This window comes from Sutcliffiella deserti, from assembly GCF_020037475.1.
GTDB classification, from domain to species: Bacteria; Bacillota; Bacilli; order Bacillales; family Bacillaceae_I; genus Sutcliffiella_A; species Sutcliffiella_A deserti.
The window spans coordinates 50,866-67,447 of record NZ_JAIQDB010000008.1 but is presented as its reverse complement, the minus strand read 5'-3'; the positions used below and the strand labels follow the sequence as shown (position 1 = coordinate 67,447).

General features: G+C 33.2%; 15 protein-coding genes. All 15 read left to right on the top strand.

The genetic code is table 11. The annotated features are described in order from the left end of the window. The first annotated feature begins 8 nt into the window (after positions 1–8). The 15 genes from K9B36_RS13470 to K9B36_RS13405 all read left to right on the top strand — a co-directional run bounded on the left by K9B36_RS13470 (position 9) and on the right by K9B36_RS13405 (position 16,400). Positions 9–1,361 carry a nucleotide-binding domain-containing protein gene (locus K9B36_RS13470; RefSeq protein WP_223702738.1) on the top strand — a complete coding sequence of 451 codons (1,353 nt, stop codon included), beginning with the start codon at positions 9–11 and terminating at the stop codon, positions 1,359–1,361. 589 nt (positions 1,362–1,950) lie between these two features. Next, positions 1,951–2,112, top strand: a complete 162-nt coding sequence (locus K9B36_RS13465; RefSeq protein ID WP_223702737.1) for a hypothetical protein — start codon at positions 1,951–1,953, stop codon at positions 2,110–2,112. Further along, positions 2,112–3,623: a recombinase family protein gene (locus K9B36_RS13460; protein WP_223702736.1), complete on the top strand. Its 1,512-nt coding sequence runs from the start codon at positions 2,112–2,114 to the stop codon at positions 3,621–3,623. The genes K9B36_RS13465 and K9B36_RS13460 overlap by 1 nt, the downstream gene beginning before the upstream one ends. 49 nt (positions 3,624–3,672) lie before the next feature. Beyond that, on the top strand, positions 3,673–3,846 hold the full coding sequence (locus K9B36_RS13455; RefSeq protein ID WP_223702735.1) for a hypothetical protein: 174 nt from the start codon (positions 3,673–3,675) through the stop codon (positions 3,844–3,846). Between the two features lie 42 nt (positions 3,847–3,888). Beyond that, positions 3,889–4,011: a hypothetical protein gene (locus K9B36_RS16910; protein WP_263399372.1), complete on the top strand. Its 123-nt coding sequence runs from the start codon at positions 3,889–3,891 to the stop codon at positions 4,009–4,011. A 207-nt stretch (positions 4,012–4,218) separates the two neighbouring features. Continuing rightward, a complete protein-coding gene (locus K9B36_RS13450) occupies positions 4,219–4,407 on the top strand; it encodes a hypothetical protein (RefSeq protein WP_223702734.1) in 189 nt (62 codons plus the stop codon). Positions 4,408–4,413: 6 nt separating this feature from the next. Beyond that, positions 4,414–5,877 (top strand): recombinase family protein, encoded by a 1,464-nt coding sequence (locus K9B36_RS13445; protein ID WP_223702733.1) that lies wholly within the window; start codon positions 4,414–4,416, stop codon positions 5,875–5,877. Beyond that, positions 5,870–7,561 carry a recombinase family protein gene (locus tag K9B36_RS13440; RefSeq protein WP_223702732.1) on the top strand — a complete coding sequence of 564 codons (1,692 nt, stop codon included), beginning with the start codon at positions 5,870–5,872 and terminating at the stop codon, positions 7,559–7,561. The genes K9B36_RS13445 and K9B36_RS13440 overlap by 8 nt, the downstream gene beginning before the upstream one ends. A 261-nt stretch (positions 7,562–7,822) precedes the next feature. Further along, entirely contained in the window at positions 7,823–8,014 is a 192-nt protein-coding gene (locus tag K9B36_RS13435; protein ID WP_223702731.1) for a hypothetical protein, read from the top strand. Positions 8,015–8,302: 288 nt separating this feature from the next. Then, on the top strand, positions 8,303–8,521 hold the full coding sequence (locus tag K9B36_RS13430) for a hypothetical protein (protein WP_223702729.1): 219 nt from the start codon (positions 8,303–8,305) through the stop codon (positions 8,519–8,521). Between the two features lie 412 nt (positions 8,522–8,933). Further along, on the top strand, positions 8,934–9,257 hold the full coding sequence (locus K9B36_RS13425; RefSeq protein ID WP_223702727.1) for a DUF2325 domain-containing protein: 324 nt from the start codon (positions 8,934–8,936) through the stop codon (positions 9,255–9,257). Between the two features lie 49 nt (positions 9,258–9,306). After that, entirely contained in the window at positions 9,307–11,226 is a 1,920-nt protein-coding gene (locus K9B36_RS13420) for an N-6 DNA methylase (RefSeq protein ID WP_223702725.1), read from the top strand. A gap of 21 nt (positions 11,227–11,247) precedes the next feature. Continuing rightward, a complete protein-coding gene (locus tag K9B36_RS13415) occupies positions 11,248–11,895 on the top strand; it encodes a hypothetical protein (protein ID WP_223702723.1) in 648 nt (215 codons plus the stop codon). A 471-nt stretch (positions 11,896–12,366) separates the two neighbouring features. Continuing rightward, positions 12,367–14,571 (top strand): Z1 domain-containing protein, encoded by a 2,205-nt coding sequence (locus K9B36_RS13410; RefSeq protein ID WP_317889877.1) that lies wholly within the window; start codon positions 12,367–12,369, stop codon positions 14,569–14,571. A gap of 200 nt (positions 14,572–14,771) precedes the next feature. After that, positions 14,772–16,400, top strand: a complete 1,629-nt coding sequence (locus K9B36_RS13405; RefSeq protein ID WP_223702722.1) for a hypothetical protein — start codon at positions 14,772–14,774, stop codon at positions 16,398–16,400. The last annotated feature ends 182 nt before the right edge of the window (positions 16,401–16,582 follow it).

Here is a 16,582-nt window from a genome sequence, read left to right as displayed (position 1 = left end):
AAAATGCGATGGTTATGTACAACATGCACAATAAAATTTATGATTTTCACGAAAAAGAGGTTCGGATAACAAAGGAAACTAGGAATGAACTGTTTGAATTAAAGAGAAAAAATGCAAAAAGGTTAGAGAATGGTTTAGGGGACATTAATGACGAAAGGGAAAAGAGTTATTACTTAGTTGATAGTCATACTCAAGGAAGCGTGGCAATGAGTACCGTTACTCAAAACGATGAGGGTGAATATGATATTGATATTGCTGTCATATTTGACAGGGATAATATCCCGTCAAGTCCTTTGGATGCTAGGAAATTAGTATGTGATGCATTAAAGAAAAGAAGCTCTAATTTCAGAAAGGACCCAGAAGCTCGAACGAACGCGGTTACGGTTTGGTATAAAGATGGATACCACGTAGACTTCGCTGTATATAGAAGATATAAAGAAAATGAGGATGACGATACTTACAAGTACGAACATGCAGGTAGTCAATGGACGAGTAGAGTTCCTAAAGCTATCAAAGAATGGTATCTAGGGGCTATAAAAGATGATAGTCCATCAGTGGAAGATAAAGATGTAACAGTGAAGAAAAACCAGTTGCGACGACTTACAAGGTTATTAAAGATGTTTAGTAAGCGAAACAATAACTGGAGTCTCCCTGGTGGTCTGATACTCTCAACGTTACTGGTAGAGTGTTACTCACCGGACAAGAACAGGGATGATGTCGCTTTTTATAATAGTTTAGTAAACATTAAGGGTAGATTAGAAAACTCCTTGGATGTCTATAATCCCTCGGATGATAGCATATTGCTCAACTCAGGCACTAAGCAACAAAGTAAAACAAGAAGGCTAAAAGAAAGGTTGCAGGAGTATATTCCTAAGTTAGATGGATTGTTTAAAGAAGATTGTGACGAGGAAAAAGCTAAGAAAATCTGGAAGAAGTTCTTTAACCATGATTATTGGAAGGCAGAAGAAGTGCAAAAGAGTGAAACAGCAGCTCGTCACTATGAGACTGGTTACTATGGGGAGCGATATAATTTATCAGTGAGTTATGAAATCTTTGATTTGAACGTAACAGAAAAGATACGAAACTTAAAAACACGAAGAGGAACACGTCTCGTTCCGAAGCATTACAGTATTCTCTTTGAAGCTACCCATAACATTCCAAAGCCTTATGTGATGGAGTGGAGAGTAATCAATGACGGGGATGAAGCACATGAAGTGGAAGACATTGAACATGTTACGGAAACTGAATCACTTATCCATTCGGAAACTTCAAAGTATCGAGGTACTCACAAGATGATTGTCTCTGTGAAGAGAAACAACTCGACACTTATCAAACGAGAAGTTGAAGTGCATATCGTTTAGTTTGTAATTTATGTGAAAGGTGATATTTTGGGATAATGCCTTTTTATCGGAACAAATAGTTAATAATAATGTCAGAAATAAAATTAGTTGGAACGAAATAAAGAAAAATTATTTAACTTCTTTAAAAAAACTAATCTAATGTTAAGAAGAAAAAGGGCAAGAACTGCAGATCATTTTGCTGCGCAGTACAAATATACTATGCATCAGGTTATTCAACAGTATGCACCTTTGCAACAAAAAAATTTAAAATTCAAAACAATTGTTGTGTACCAGAATTTTATTCAAACTGGTTAAAGTTATATGAAGAGAGGTCTTCTTGCACCTTAGCATCGAAAATTTTCAGATTAAAAACTATTTTATGTTTGACAAAGAAACCATCATTATTGTAAAGTCTTATTAGAAGTATATAGTTTTAATATTTTCAAGTAATAAATCAGTCTATTTAATAGTTATATAGCATCAATTAGAGTAATCTAAAATTAAATTTACCAAAATCTGGAAGCACCAGTATTAATCGATGGGTTTCGTACCTGCATCGTATTATTACTGGTGCCTTTTTTTGTGGAAAAAATCGAAAAGGGTGTTAGAAATGGCAAGGAAAATCAAACCTGACTACAAGCAACATTACGAAACGATACTAGCTAAGGATAAAGATTTGCATAAGGTACAAGCATCTGATTTCTTGTGCTACTTTTCGGACTTAATCATTAAGTATTCAAATTTACTTGAAACTAAAGTGGATGATAAATAATGGAAGAATATCTAATGAGCAGAAAACGAGCTTTGGCGTACAAAAGAATAAGTCCAAGACCTGAAGAAGATTATGGAAACACTTCGTTGGAAAAGCAAGAGGAAGAAATAATCAAATATTGCGAACGAAATAATATTGAACTGGTTGATATCTATACTGATGAACTTAAGTCTGCAAAGTCATTTGAAGGTAGAGATGGATTTAAAGAAATGTACCACAGAGCACTTAGTAAAGAAGAAGAAATAGACTACATCATTGTCCTTAAACAAGACCGCTTATCACGAGATACATTAGATACTTTATATATTATGAGGCGGCTAAACGAAGCTGATGTTCACCTTATTTCGATAGCAGATAATATAAATACCGAGGATCCTAAAGCAGAAATACTTGTTCATGTTATGTCCTTAGTTGCTCAGTTAGAACGGGAGTTTATTTCCTTCAGAACAGGGTTAGGTATGGAGAAAAAAGCGGAAAATGGGGATTTCTTAGGTGGTAGGGTCTATGGATATGAAACTTATAATAAGGAACTATCTATAGTTTCAGAAGAAGCGAGCATAGTTAAATATATCTTTGAAAAATATGCTATAGACAACTGGGGATACAGAAGGATAGCCGCTAACCTTAACATGCAAGGGGTTAGGACAAAATATGATAAAGAGTGGACTATCAACGCCGTTAAAACTATATTACAGAACCAGCTTTACATGGGAAATATTAAATGGAGGGGTGAATACACAAAAGGTAAGCATGTGCCTATTATTGAAAAATCCTTGTGGGATAAAACAAGTGAAGTTATGCGAACAAGAAGTTATATGCCAGCAAAAGTCCATCCAGGTTCATATCCACTTTCGGGGCTGCTTAAATGCCCAGAATGTGGTTCATCAATGGTCCAAGGAAACAGTGGTCAAAGGTATAAGTATTATCAATGTAGCAAAAACAAAAATAGTGGTACAAATGTGTGTTCTTCTAATCTCGTAAACAAAGAATATGCGGAAGATCATGTACTCCAAGATTTCTTGTATCATCTTAAAGACGAGGTTTTACCAACATTATTATATGAAACTACTAAGGACAATTTAGACTATGAGCTTAAGCCTTTGGAAGAAGAAGTGAATAGTTTAAATAAAGAGATAAAAAAACTCCAAAAAGAAATGGTAACAATAATAGATTTGTTTAATGATGATGCCCTTAACCTTGATGCTGACATGTTAAAGGAACAATTAGTTACTAAGCAAGAGGGAATCAACAAGAAAAAATCAATTCTTGATGACATTAAAAAGCAATTAAAGTTTAAGCGTAGTAAATCTATCATGGATATTATTATGTTTACAATTACAAACTTTAAAGATTTTTATCTTACAATCTCAGATGATGAAAAGAAGATGTTCTTTCACAGTGTTATTAGAGAAATCCATATAGAAACAGGTGAAAAACCTAAAGACCGAAAAATCAAAGATATTAATTATTATTTTGATTTAGAAGATTTAGGTAACCTTGTTAAAACATAAAGGAGATGACGACTTGTTTGCGGATTTTACATCAAAAGGAGAAGCAGTTATGCATTCAGAAAGAGTAATCAGATATTCCAAAAAAGAAACAGTTAACCAGTTTAATTTAAAGCTAAGTGATAACTTAGTGGAACACAGAATTCATTTACCAAACAAGAGTAGTAGTATGCAGGAGTTCTTCAATTTACTTCTTACTCAACAAGTTGCTCGAAACATTAGATAGCCAAAAGATACATAAACAGTAGTCAAGCGGGAGGAAACATAAATGAAGGATAAGAGAAAAGAATTCTTTGAGTTATTGCTAGTCAACTCTGAAAAAGTTGGTATTCCTAAAAGGGTAATACAAATTTATGTAGATCAAGTAACAAACAGAATTGAGGTGAAGTAAGTGCATTTGACTTTTGTTAAGTTAGGTCTTCCTGGCAGTAAGACTGAAAAGGTAGTTTTAGAACGTCAACGCACAGATAAAAGGAAGACTGAATACCAGCTTCAATTAGAATTTAAAACTAGTAAATCATAAAATTACAATAGTATAGTATGAAATTTGCCTTTCCCGTCAATCATCTTAATAAATTGTCGGGAGGTGAATGGATCAATGGGTCAAAAAGGAAAAGTTGTTAAGATTACTTATTCTGAAGAAAACAGTAGTGAAACAGATTTATGGATGTATAGAGTGATGGAAAAGATTATTCTAGACCAACTGGATATACATCCAACTATAAAGGCTGAACTCTTACGTACAAATCAAAGCAGATTAAACAAGATCATATCAAGAGGGGATTAGATTTTAGTGGTTAATCAAAAGAAGAATAGTAAGGACAATAAATTGCTCAGTCATAATGTGAAACATTCTACAAACCATTACAAAGTTGAAGAAATAAGACTCAAAAAGAGATATGGAGTTTATATCCGTGTAAGTGGTAGCTCACAGAGTGAGAGTCTCCAAAAAGAGGCGGCAAAGAAATGGTTGGAAGCTAACGGCATTCCGATAAGTGAAGTGGAATTCTTTAATGAGCATGCTCTTTCTGCTAATAAAGTAGTTATGGAAAATAGACCACAGTTAATGAGACTGTTAAACGCTGTGAAATCGGGTCAAGTTACTTGTGTACTTGTCTTCACTCGTTGTAGACTAGCGAGAAACTTTTTTGAGTACAGTGAGATTGTTGATATATTTTATGCCCCGGATATCGATGTATTCTTTACATGTACAGAAACTCCTCCTTTTAGTAAGGATTATTTAATCGAGGGGATTTATGGGATACAAATTCAGAGTGAGGGAGCAAATATTAAGGCAAGGCTTCAAGATGTTCATAATATGAATCCTCCCGCGAAGTTCGGATATGTGAAAAGTAAGGATAAGAAGTATTACGTTGATGAGAGGTACCACTACAAAATCATAAAGGCATTTGAAAGTACCTCTTTGGTTAATGGTTATGATGAGCTTCTAGACCTTATTTTAAGACATAAAAAGGAATTGAACAGAAATGGTGTAGAGGATGTCTGGAAGTTCTTCCGTTCCCCATTCTATGCAGGTCATTATCAAAAGGGTCCACACTTCTACCTATTAGAGCATGTAGAACCAATTATTGACTTGGATTTGTATAAGAGAGTTCAAAGTGTTCTAGACAAGTTTGAACAAAATTTCATTGATAGCATAATTACATCTAGAGAACAATCTTATGTCACTCCAATATGCAAAGAGTGTGGCAAGAAAATGGTTCACAAAAATACAAAAGTAGGTGAATCAGCTTACTACAAGTGCCCCAAACACAAGAAAGTTTGTATTACAACAAAGGAAGTTAGTCAGAATTTAACGGAAACAGTAACTGCAGCAATTAGTTCTTTTCGGGAGGAAGATTTAAAGGTTGTCTGTAGAAGGGTGATTAACAAAACTATTAAAGCATTGAGTAAAAAGAAGAAAGAGCTTGGTAATGAACTAATGAATATACGGGAAAAATTTGTTTTGAATTATGAACCGAATAATCAAAAAAATATCGATCAACATATGGATAAAGTCAGAGGCATGCTTGCTGAAATAGAGAGTTTAAACAGTCAAATTGTAGACCTGACTAATACGCAATCACTAGTAAATGATTTGATTAATGTAATGAGATCAAGGTTAATTCAAGAAATGAGTAAGGAAAAACTACATTTGTTTGTTAACTTTATGATTAAGCAAGTAACTGTTTCTATTGACGAGGTTGAACTTGAGATATATCTAGCAGAATTTTTAGGAGTGGATAAACTTGCCTAAAGACAGTCTAAAAAAAGACCACCAGGTTAGTGTTATTGAAACTATATTAACTCTACAAGATGAGTTTAAAGGTATCATTCTGAATATAATAGGCGCATTTGATAAAGATCAATGTTTCCCACCGTTTAAAGGTATAGTTTTGGAAACAAATCTCAAGCCTGCAATCGGATATATTCGATATTCGGACAAAAAACAAGATGGCAACAACTCTATTATTATTCAAAAGAGGCAAATAGAAAATAAGGCGAATCAAGAAGGTTACTATATCATCCTTTGGTGTATGGACAAAGCGGTATCCGCTACACATAAAGATGCTATTAATCGCCCGTGGATGAAAGTACTCTTTGAATGCGCTTCATCAGAAATATTTGCAGGAGCAATTTTCTTTTGTGAAGAAAGTCGTGTTAGCCGTCAAGTGAAGGATTTTGTCAGAGATGCCCATGATCCATTAAAAGAGGATAAACCAACACTAAAGTTCTTTAGCACAAGTGAGCCGGGTGAATGGAATCCTTCTAAACCACATATACAAGCAAAGCTGTTAATCTATAGGGATGAATCTGCATACAAAAAAGATAGAACAATTCGATATCAGCAAAGTTGCCTATACCCTTCAGACGGTCAAAAACCAACAAGACCTGGTTCACAGCTTCCTTATGGATATGCTAAGGATGAAAATGGCGAAGTAGTCATCGACAATACTGAAAATAAGGCTGACATCGTTTACTTAATTCATTACTTGTCTAGTTTTGGGTATAGCAATAAATTTATAGCTACACTGTTAGAAGAGGGTGGTATTCCTTCACCAAAAGGTAAAACATGGGTAGCATCTATGATTGATAAAATCACACAGAATCTCTTTTATCAGGGGCATCTGACTTGGAATGTACGTCAAAGTCGTTCAAACAGTGCAAGGAATGAAATAGACCAGATAGATCTCTTTCAAAACAACCATAAAGCAATTATACCTTTGCATTTAGCAGAAACTGTTAAGCAGATGAAGATCTTTAAAAACCAATATGGTAGAAACATGGATACACCATTTACTCTGAAAAATTTACTTGAATGCAAGAATTGCAATGCACCACTAACTTCAAAGAATTTTACATCCGGTAAAAGTAAAAGTGACATACAAAAGTATGTATATCGATGTGCAAATTGTAAAAAGTTTGTGGCTGCTGAAAAAGTACATGATTTTGTCTTTAAAAAGATCTTCGAGCACTTGTCAAAAAACAGTATTGTCATGAAAAAAGAAGCAGTAAACATGTTGAAAAAATGGAAAAAAATATTGAGACAAAAACAGGATAACGTAACAAAAGCAATTCAGCATGTAAAGGAACAAGAAAGATTTGTTGTCAACGTTACCACCCCTGAAGAAATGGAGCTTGCTAATTCTATTGCTTTTACACATAATCGACTTTCTGAAAAAGGATCAGAATTAGAAGAGCTATCTGAGAAAATTGAAAAATTGCTTAATCCAAGTGAGCTGGATATAATCTTTATGAATTTCTTTGATCATACGAGTAATACCTTAAATGATCTTGAATTACGAAGCTTATCATTATTTTTAATTGATAAAGTTGAGCTAAATCTAACAACAATGAATGCATCAATTGATTATAGAATTACTCCATTCATTGACCTTGAAAAGTGGATTAGTCACATTACCGCAGATTTAGCAGTGTGAGTGTTTAGATTACCGCAGAAAAATATAGTTTAATTTAAACGCTCACTGTACCTTATGGAAAAGGTCTTGATATCAAGGCCTTTTCAAGGAAAGGGTACGGTCATACGTATAGATAGGTATACCTCGCTATACGTGTAACCGTTTAATTATTATTCATTGTAGACAAATTACCGTAGTTGTAAACATATAACAATAAAAAATATAAATAGAGTATTTGTCGCAACTATCACAAAAAACATATGGAATATGGAGGAAACAAATATGCCAGAATTATTAGTACGCACTGAAGGAAATACTAAGAAGTATATCGTTAATTATAAGGTGGGAAGTGAAATAGGAATTTCTAACGGAAGACTTATTAGGGAAGTGTTCGATACACTAGAAGATGCTGAAGTCTTCATGGAAATAACAAAGAATAAAGGTAGTGTAATTTTCGCTCACTTACTGAAATAAATAGGAGTATTGCCAACTAAATATGTGGTAATTACTTGATAAACTTATTGAGAACACCGCTAATAAACTGTTGAAGATATATATTCGACTATTGTTAGTGGTGTTTTTAATTTTACATATAAACCTTCCCTAATCCAGAAGATTGTTTTAATAGGGGCGTGTGAAATTAAGAACGAGTTTGATAGGTATAGATAATAAACATAAGGGTGAGATGATTATGTGTAAACCTGACCTATTTTTGTTGAAGGTATTATTGGGAGAATTGTATCAGATTTATAAGATGATGCCATGTTGGAGTGGATTGATGTAGGTATCATCACCAGGTTTGAAGTGAATTTCAAGGCCCATTGTGAACTCTGTGGCGCAGCCATCTATAACGATAATATCGTAATTCTAAATGTAAAAACCAATAAGCATTCCAAATTGGGTCTGAATGTATTAAAAGATTCCAATCAAGTGACTATAATAAAAAGTTTGTTATCCCATTATGAAATAAATTTAACCTGAATCAACTTCAGTTGAGTGTGATTGATCAATATCATCTTATCTGTAATCAAAACTATCCAGAATTTGTCGGCGCTAGGAAAATTCTTCGTGAGATCCTTAAAATAATTATACAAAAGAGGAGACTAGGAGGATTACGTTGTTAGTGAATGAACCTGCAAAGGCTCAGAAGATTTTCATAAAATCAACAAGTATACAAAGGTAACGTTTTAATAAATACGGCCTAATTGTCAAGGGAAAAGGAATCTGAGAAATATATTTTCTTAAAAAATACCGCAATAAAAATTTTAAGAATTATAATTTTTATTAAAAAGAATTTTAAATACCCTTTACAAGAATTTTGTTAAATGTTATATTATAAATGCAGAAGTTACCAACCAGTAAAATACATAACATCTTTTAGGGAGGTAATAAGGTGAAGAAAACGATACTTGTAATAGGTGGATTTAATGAAAGAACTTTTCAAGAGCTAGGTAAGAGAAAAGGAAACTATAATGTATTGTTTCATGATGGTATAATAAAAAGGGCAAGTACTTCAGTATTTGAAAAATTAGTCAAACAATCAGATTGCGTTGTTTTGTTACAATCTGCATGTTCTCATAAAACGATGTGGGAAGTTAAGGAGTTGTCGAAGAAGTATGAAGTACCTGTGACCTACCCAAGAAGCAGAGGTGTTTCAGGAGCAATAAATTCAGCAATTGAGGTATTTCAAAATAAAGTCTCTTTTTTTGCATCTTAAACAAAAAGGAATTAAAAATACTTTTATAAGAAATTTAGGAGGTATTATTATGTTGAGAGAAAAAGCACTTACATTTAATGAAGAGTTGGAAAGTCAGTTTGGTAAAAGAGAAATTGAAGGCAATTTTGCATTAGAAGTGTTTAAATTACACTCTTTATTCTTTGCAATGGAACATACAAAATTTCAGAATGAATTAGTTGAAATTGTGAGTAGAGAAGAACTACGCAGTAACCAAATGAGTGTGAAAAATACACTAACCAAACTTTATCAGAAAATCGAAATGGTTGAGCCGACATTAGCGGGTGTGTTTTTAAATAAAACCTTTGACAGGATTGATGGGAATAATCTATACAAAATGGTTGTTCTTTTCGAAAGGTATGGATTGACTAGAGAAGAGTATCGAAATCACGAGGCGGTTGTAGAGTTTTTTAATACACTAATTGATGAGATATTCGGAGGCTCAAAGGGACTTGATTTGACCCCACCAGGACTTATCCAATTAATGATTCAATCTCTAAAGATAAGTACTGGAACAGTTTATGATGCGACAGCTGGAATTTCAAATATAACAGTTTCTGCTTATAACTTTGCAAAGCAGCAGGGAGGAGAAGTATCATTATTCGGCCAAGAAATTAACGAAGAGCTCTTTATTATAGGAAAGCTGAATTTATTTATAAACAACATCCTCCCAGAGAAGGGAGATATCAAGTTAGGGGACACAATAAGTGATCCAAAGTGGTTAGATAATAATCGGATAAAACAGTTTGATTATGTGCTAACTAATTATCCATTCGGGGTTAGGGACTGGGGGTATGAATTCGCCGTTAATGATCCGTTTGGTCGATTTGAATTGTATGGAGTCCCTTCAAAGTCACAAGGTGATTATGCATTTATTCTTCACGCATTAGCAGCATTAAAAAATACAGGAAAAGCGGCAATAGTTGTACCATTTGGGACTCTTGTAAGAGGAGCCACAGAAAGAAAAATTCGCTCGATTTTACTAAAGGATGATGTAGTTGAAACAATCATCTCACTTCCTACCAATTTGTTTAGCGGAACAGGAATTCAAGTTGCTCTTCTTATTTTAAACAAAAACAAACCTACAGATAAAAAAGGCAAAATACAGTTTATAAACGCTGAAGGTGACTATGAAAGAACTAGAACACAAAAGTTTTTAAATCAAGAACATATTTCTAAAGTCACAGCTAGTGTTGATGCATATGAAAATAAAGAGAGATATTCAAGAATTGTTTCAATAGATGAGGTTTCAGAGAATAAGTTCGATCTCAATCCTTCTCTCTACTTTGTAAATGTAGAACTTGATACTGAACTAGGAAAGATTGTTTTCAACAAAAGGAAATATGAAACAGAAACTAAATCATTAGTTCAAATGGATAAAATAGCTGGCATTATAAGAGGAGTTAACTTGCCGAGCCGTAGACAGATAGAAGCCCAAAATGGTGAAGGTTATCCGGTTATTCAAATACGAGATGTAGAGAATGGGGAAATAAATTTCGGGAAAGTTGATAAATTTCCAATTCAAACCCGAGACATAGATCGAGTAACAGCTAAACCAGGTGATATATTAGTTTCAAGTAGAGGTACTCAGCAAAAAATTGCAATTGTACCAGAGTATGAAGGGGAATATTTAGTTTCAAATATGTTTATTATTATACGCATTCCTTCTACTAGTGATGTAAATCCAATTTATATTAAACGTTTCTTAGAGAGTCCTGTAGGCCAGTATTACTTTGAAGTAAATCAAAGTGGCTCAGTAGCGACAGTCTTAACACCAAGTGATATTAAGTCGATTGAAGTACCATTAGTTCCATTAGAACAGCAGAATGAAATGGTAAGACAATTAGAAGAAGCTGATGATTTAATACGTCAAGCAAATGAAAATAGAAAAGAGCAATATTTAGAAGCATATCAAAAACTAGGTTTTGGGGCTGCGCTACAAAAGAACTAAATAAGAAAGGAAATGATTAATATGAAAAAGAGGCACTTAATAGACCTTAGAAATAGTTTGCGTAGACGTGGCTTTTGGGTGGATATTCTTGAGGGTGAACTTGTCTTAGATAGCTGGTTTTCAAGTTCGAATTATTTTGGGATGGTTTCCCTTCTATCTTCTCTTGAACTCTCTTTAGAAGTAGGTAATAGAGGAATTCTAGTGAAATCGAATTCCTCTATCCCTGACAGTATTTTAACTAAAATAGAAACTGCTAGCTATAATGATGATCTATGGTATAACAGAACGATTCATCTACCTATGTTATTTCAGGAGAGTTCCAGAAATGGCCTTCCTATCTCCCACTTAGACTACGGTATTGCATGTTTAGTATTTTCTTTGAATAAAGTCGGATTATATACATCTATGAGTTGTGATGGTCATGGAAGAGAAGCTGCAAAGATATGGTTTAACGGAGACCAATTAGGAGAGGTTCAACATCTTATTAAACTTGCTAGTCAAGAAATCAGCTTTGCTTATGATTGGGAAGTAAAAAAGGAAAGAGTCGGTTTTGTTCTAAAAGGAATAAAACGTCTATCCAGTGAAAGATGGGATGTAGGTAAAGTACAAGATGATGCTTTAGCTTTTTCAGAATTCCTAATAAACACTTACTCTAAAACTATTCGTTAAGAATTAAGCCTTACAGCGAATGGAAGAGAGAAGGAAAAAGAGGGGAGCACTGGCAAATCATAACCTTGCTAATTTTCAACCTAAAGGTGCAGTTATCTTACCTAAATTATTGGTTTACTTTTTAAACACCAACTGGGCAGAGGAGAAGCTTAACATGTTTGCAACGGGGATGATTCATCAGAGTTACTTTTTAAATCAAATGGTAATACCAGTACTTGTCTAACTAAGCGGAGTATTTCAATTCTGGCTAGTTTAACTTTAATTATCATAAGGTCTTAAGAATTCTGGAATTAGAGGGGTTTACTTATACTTATGATCTTCAACAGGCTATTTCTGACAATCATATAATCAATTTTGAGTAAATATACCGTTTGTATATTTAGTGCTGCATAAGAAAGTAACACAGACCAATGGTTAATGATTTTGTTCTTAAATTATTTTAAAGGATATTGTGGGGAGGAGATTATTACCTTGAATACTAAAACTAAAGTAAATATAAAGAAAAATGGAATGTTCTACAATTACTTAAATGAACAAAATAATTATGATGAAAACCTAAAAGGTACTATAGAAAGTACCGTTACAAACCTAATTAGTGAACCAACAACTTCGAATCGCCCAGGTATGTTACTAGGTAAAATTCAATCCGGTAAGACTAGAACGTTTATTGGTGTAATGGGGCTTGCATATGATAATGGATACGATTTAGTTATAATTTTTACTAAGGTTTCGAACGCTCTTGTAAAACAAACATACGAGCGTCTATCAAGAGAGTTTAGTGAACTTGTTGAAGATGATCAAATGCGAATATTTGATATCATGTCATTACCAACTAATCTAAGAAAATATGACCTTTCTCAAAAACTTGCTTTTATCGTAAAAAAAGAGACAAAAAATTTGGATAGAATCTATGATGCTTTATTCGAGACATATCCGGACCTTGCTAATAAGCGTATCTTATTTATTGATGATGAGGCGGACTTTGCAAGTGTTGCCTATGAAAACAATAAAGAGTCAAACATAACAGAGATGAAGGTTATAGCTGGAAAGATTGATAGTCTTAGAAATCAGTTATCCTCTACTTCATTTTTGCAAGTAACAGCAACACCATACTCTCTTTACCTTCAGCCAGAAGACATGGCTGTTCACGAACATAAGTCGTTTCAACCAATACGACCAGCCTTTACTGAATTAGTGCCTATCCATGATAAATATGTAGGCGGAGACATGTACTTTGAAAAGTCAGAGATAGAGGGTCATATGGCATCGTTTTTATACCAAGAAGTACTTGAAAAGGAATTAGATGTCCTCAAAAAGCAAGATAGAAGACGGGTTAAAAACAATGATCTCTTAACTAGTAAATCAGTTGCCGGTATCCGTAAAGCAATAGTGAACTTTTTAGTTGGTGCTTCAATCAGGAGATGGCAACAGTCACAAATGGGTGAAAAACTCTTAAAATACTCATTCATTATTCATACTGAAAGAGGAAAAGCCGCCCATGCATGGCAGGAGAATGTAGTTATTGGTATTGAGGAACAACTTAGAGACGTGGCCATAGTTGATGATGAATTGTTTTATTCTCTTATCAAAGAGTCTTATAACAATCTAAAGGATTCTTTATCAACAATAGATATATCTCAACCTACTATTGAGGAAACTATTGAGATAGTTAAAGAAGCATTAGTTGATGAATATCTAATTATCTCTATCGTTAACTCTGAAAAAGACGTTAATGAGTTACTTGATGAAACTGGGCAACTCAGACTTCGCTCTCCTTTCAATATTTTTATTGGGGGCCAGATTTTAGATCGTGGTGTAACAATTGGGAATTTAATTGGTTTTTATTATGGTCGTAATCCTAAGACATTCCAACAGGATACCGTATTACAACATTCAAGAATGTATGGTGCAAGACCGATTGAAGATGTAGCCGTCACAAGATTCTATACAACGCAAAAAATATACAATGTCATGAAGAGAATGCATGAGTTTGACAGTGAGCTCCGTAATGCTTTTGAAAAAGGTGGACATCAACAAGGGGTTGTATTTATCCAAAAAGATGGTCTTAATCAAATAATCCCATGTAGTCCTAATAAGATACTCTTATCTAATATTTCTATTATAAAGCCCAAAAAACGTTTATTACCAATTGGCTTCCAAACCGGCTATAAAACTCATATAAAGTCAAAAGTTGAGATGATAGATAAGTTGTTAGAGCAGGCAGAGTATAAATCTCAAACCCATGATAAGAGTAAGGGTTATTTCTTAATGCCTGTGGATGAAGTCAAATATATTCTCTCCATAATTCATTCAACTCTTATCATGGAAGATGGGTATGATTGGGATCTAGAAGAATATGAGTCAATTCTCGATTATTTATCCTATGAACAAGAAACTGAACTGTCGGGTAATGTATGGGTGGTAACCAAACAAAATCGTAATATTAAAAGAGTTGATTCTAATGGAGTCTATGAGAATTCACCAGACACACCTAAAGGCGAAAAAGGTGAACTACGTATTGCACGAGATATAGCACAAGATATACCAGCAGTTATTCTCTTAAGACAGAACGGGCTAAAAGAAAATGGATGGAACGGCACGCCGTTTTGGTGGCCGGTAATTGTAGCGCCAGCTCATACAACGCCTACAGTGTTTGCTAAGAAGACGATTAGGTAGATCCAGGGCTGGGGGAGGTTGTGGTTATAAAAGGGGAACAATATTTCTTAAAATAAAGGAAATTGTTCCCCTTTGTTTACACTTTTTTACTTCGAACAATAATCTTCAACTTTGTAAACAATTTCATTTATAATGGTATTAATACTACTTGTGTACATGTAAATTAGTAAATTGAAGCGAATTAGAACGAGGTGTTATATGTGCTAAAAGCTAATAATAAGATGGTTCAGGAACTCCTATATAAATTAGATAATGCTTACGTTGACTATGAATTGGAGATTCAAAAGCTAAATGAAGAAATTGAAAGACTTGTAATGGCAAACAATAAACAACAGATGGAATTGGAAAAAACTAATTTAATGGATTCAACACTACAATCTTTGTTTAGTTACATGTTAAAAAACACGTCTTTTAAAGCTATTCAGTTGTTTTTAGCTGAAAATAATGAAGACAATATTACCAATAGGTTAGAGTTAGCACACAAATTATTGAAACAAGGAGAATATGACTTCGTTCTTAATTGGAGCAAGCATATTATATCATTGCAGTTTTCTGATACTATTGATGTGAAAAAATGGACACCAATTATAATTGAAGTTTTAAATCAGATTATGGATAAGGAATATGGAGTTATTGAAGAAAGAAATAAAAAGTATTTATCTGTTCTTCAATTTATACATGACCTTATATATTCAGAATACCACGATGTGATTTTTGACTATTTGGAGAGATTTTATGATTATTTCCATGATTTAATTATGGATAATAATGAACCAATAATTATATTGAAATATATAGATTGTATATTGGATTATAACCATAAAGAGATATTCTCAAAGATAATGAATAACTTAGTAGATGATTGGCTTTTCCTAGATGCTAATGTATCAGAAACGGAATTCACTAGAATATTATTCTACTCATACTTAAATGAACTAGATATTGAGCTTGTTAATAAAGCTAAAATAGGAAGGGAATTCTTATTATTACATTCCCCAGAAATAAATTTATATAACACCCTTTACAGTATTATCAATAAAGAAACCCCTTATCAAATTGGTAGGGATAGAATAGAGGATCTAAAACTTAAACAAACTATTTTTAATGAGAATCATTTTAAATGGATTTCAGAAAAGATATATCAACAATTATCTAAACTTCAAACCAACTTTCTAGATGAAGTAAAGCAGGAGGTGGTGATTTTAGAACAACAAAGTCTCAAAAGAACAAACCAACTTTATTATATACCCAATACAATTATGAAAGTGTATACAGATTTAATAAATTATTTAATTAAGGAAAATGTTATTTTAAATCTTTATAAAAACAAACAAGATTTTATTGTGAGAAAAGAAATAGTAGTAGATTCTTTATTTAGTCAAAATACAGGCAAACACTATATAACAGAGGATATGGTTAAAGAGATTAACAAGTCTACCAATCTCTGGTTTGATGTAAGAGAGCCCATTAGTGAGAGTGTTTTCCAAGAGAATAACTTAGCACTATTTAAATGGCCATCAACTGAGATTTCAGAAGCTACTAGTCCATTAAGTGAAAAGGAACTAAGAAATAATAGTGATTTAAAAAAAATTGGTTATCAAATTACAGGACTAACACGACAAAAGCGGTGGGAAATACTTTCTAAAAAAGCAGTACCACAGCTTGGGCTTAAGAAAGTTGTTTATACTATTGCTTTTTTAGTGCGAGGTAGAAAAAGCATGAAGAATGGATTAATTAGGAATAGAAACTCCATAACTGAGTGGGAACATGATTTAATTAAATTAAAACAATCATTTTATAATAAAGATTTTAACTGGCCGAAGACTTAATATCTAAAAATTTAAAAATAGACAACCGAAAGCAGAACTTTTCGGTTGTCTATTTTTTTATTATTTAGGAGTTGTCGAATAAAATGGAAAAAAGCAGAAAGTTGTTAATAAATGTATTAAATATAGCGAGTATTTGGTAAAATTTAATCAGGAACATTTTACTATTAAAAGCTATATCTGGT

What these genes read in the sequence shown, in the direction of transcription:
- K9B36_RS13470 (WP_223702738.1), top strand. Translation starts at nt 9, where the DNA reads ATGGTTATGTACAACATGCACAATAAAATTTATGATTTTCACGAAAAA.
- K9B36_RS13465 (WP_223702737.1), top strand. Translation starts at nt 1,951, where the DNA reads ATGGCAAGGAAAATCAAACCTGACTACAAGCAACATTACGAAACGATA.
- K9B36_RS13460 (WP_223702736.1), top strand. Translation starts at nt 2,112, where the DNA reads ATGGAAGAATATCTAATGAGCAGAAAACGAGCTTTGGCGTACAAAAGA.
- K9B36_RS13455 (WP_223702735.1), top strand. Translation starts at nt 3,673, where the DNA reads ATGCATTCAGAAAGAGTAATCAGATATTCCAAAAAAGAAACAGTTAAC.
- K9B36_RS16910 (WP_263399372.1), top strand. Translation starts at nt 3,889, where the DNA reads ATGAAGGATAAGAGAAAAGAATTCTTTGAGTTATTGCTAGTCAACTCT.
- K9B36_RS13450 (WP_223702734.1), top strand. Translation starts at nt 4,219, where the DNA reads ATGGGTCAAAAAGGAAAAGTTGTTAAGATTACTTATTCTGAAGAAAAC.
- K9B36_RS13435 (WP_223702731.1), top strand. Translation starts at nt 7,823, where the DNA reads ATGCCAGAATTATTAGTACGCACTGAAGGAAATACTAAGAAGTATATC.
- K9B36_RS13430 (WP_223702729.1), top strand. Translation starts at nt 8,303, where the DNA reads ATGTTGGAGTGGATTGATGTAGGTATCATCACCAGGTTTGAAGTGAAT.
- K9B36_RS13420 (WP_223702725.1), top strand. Translation starts at nt 9,307, where the DNA reads ATGTTGAGAGAAAAAGCACTTACATTTAATGAAGAGTTGGAAAGTCAG.
- K9B36_RS13415 (WP_223702723.1), top strand. Translation starts at nt 11,248, where the DNA reads ATGAAAAAGAGGCACTTAATAGACCTTAGAAATAGTTTGCGTAGACGT.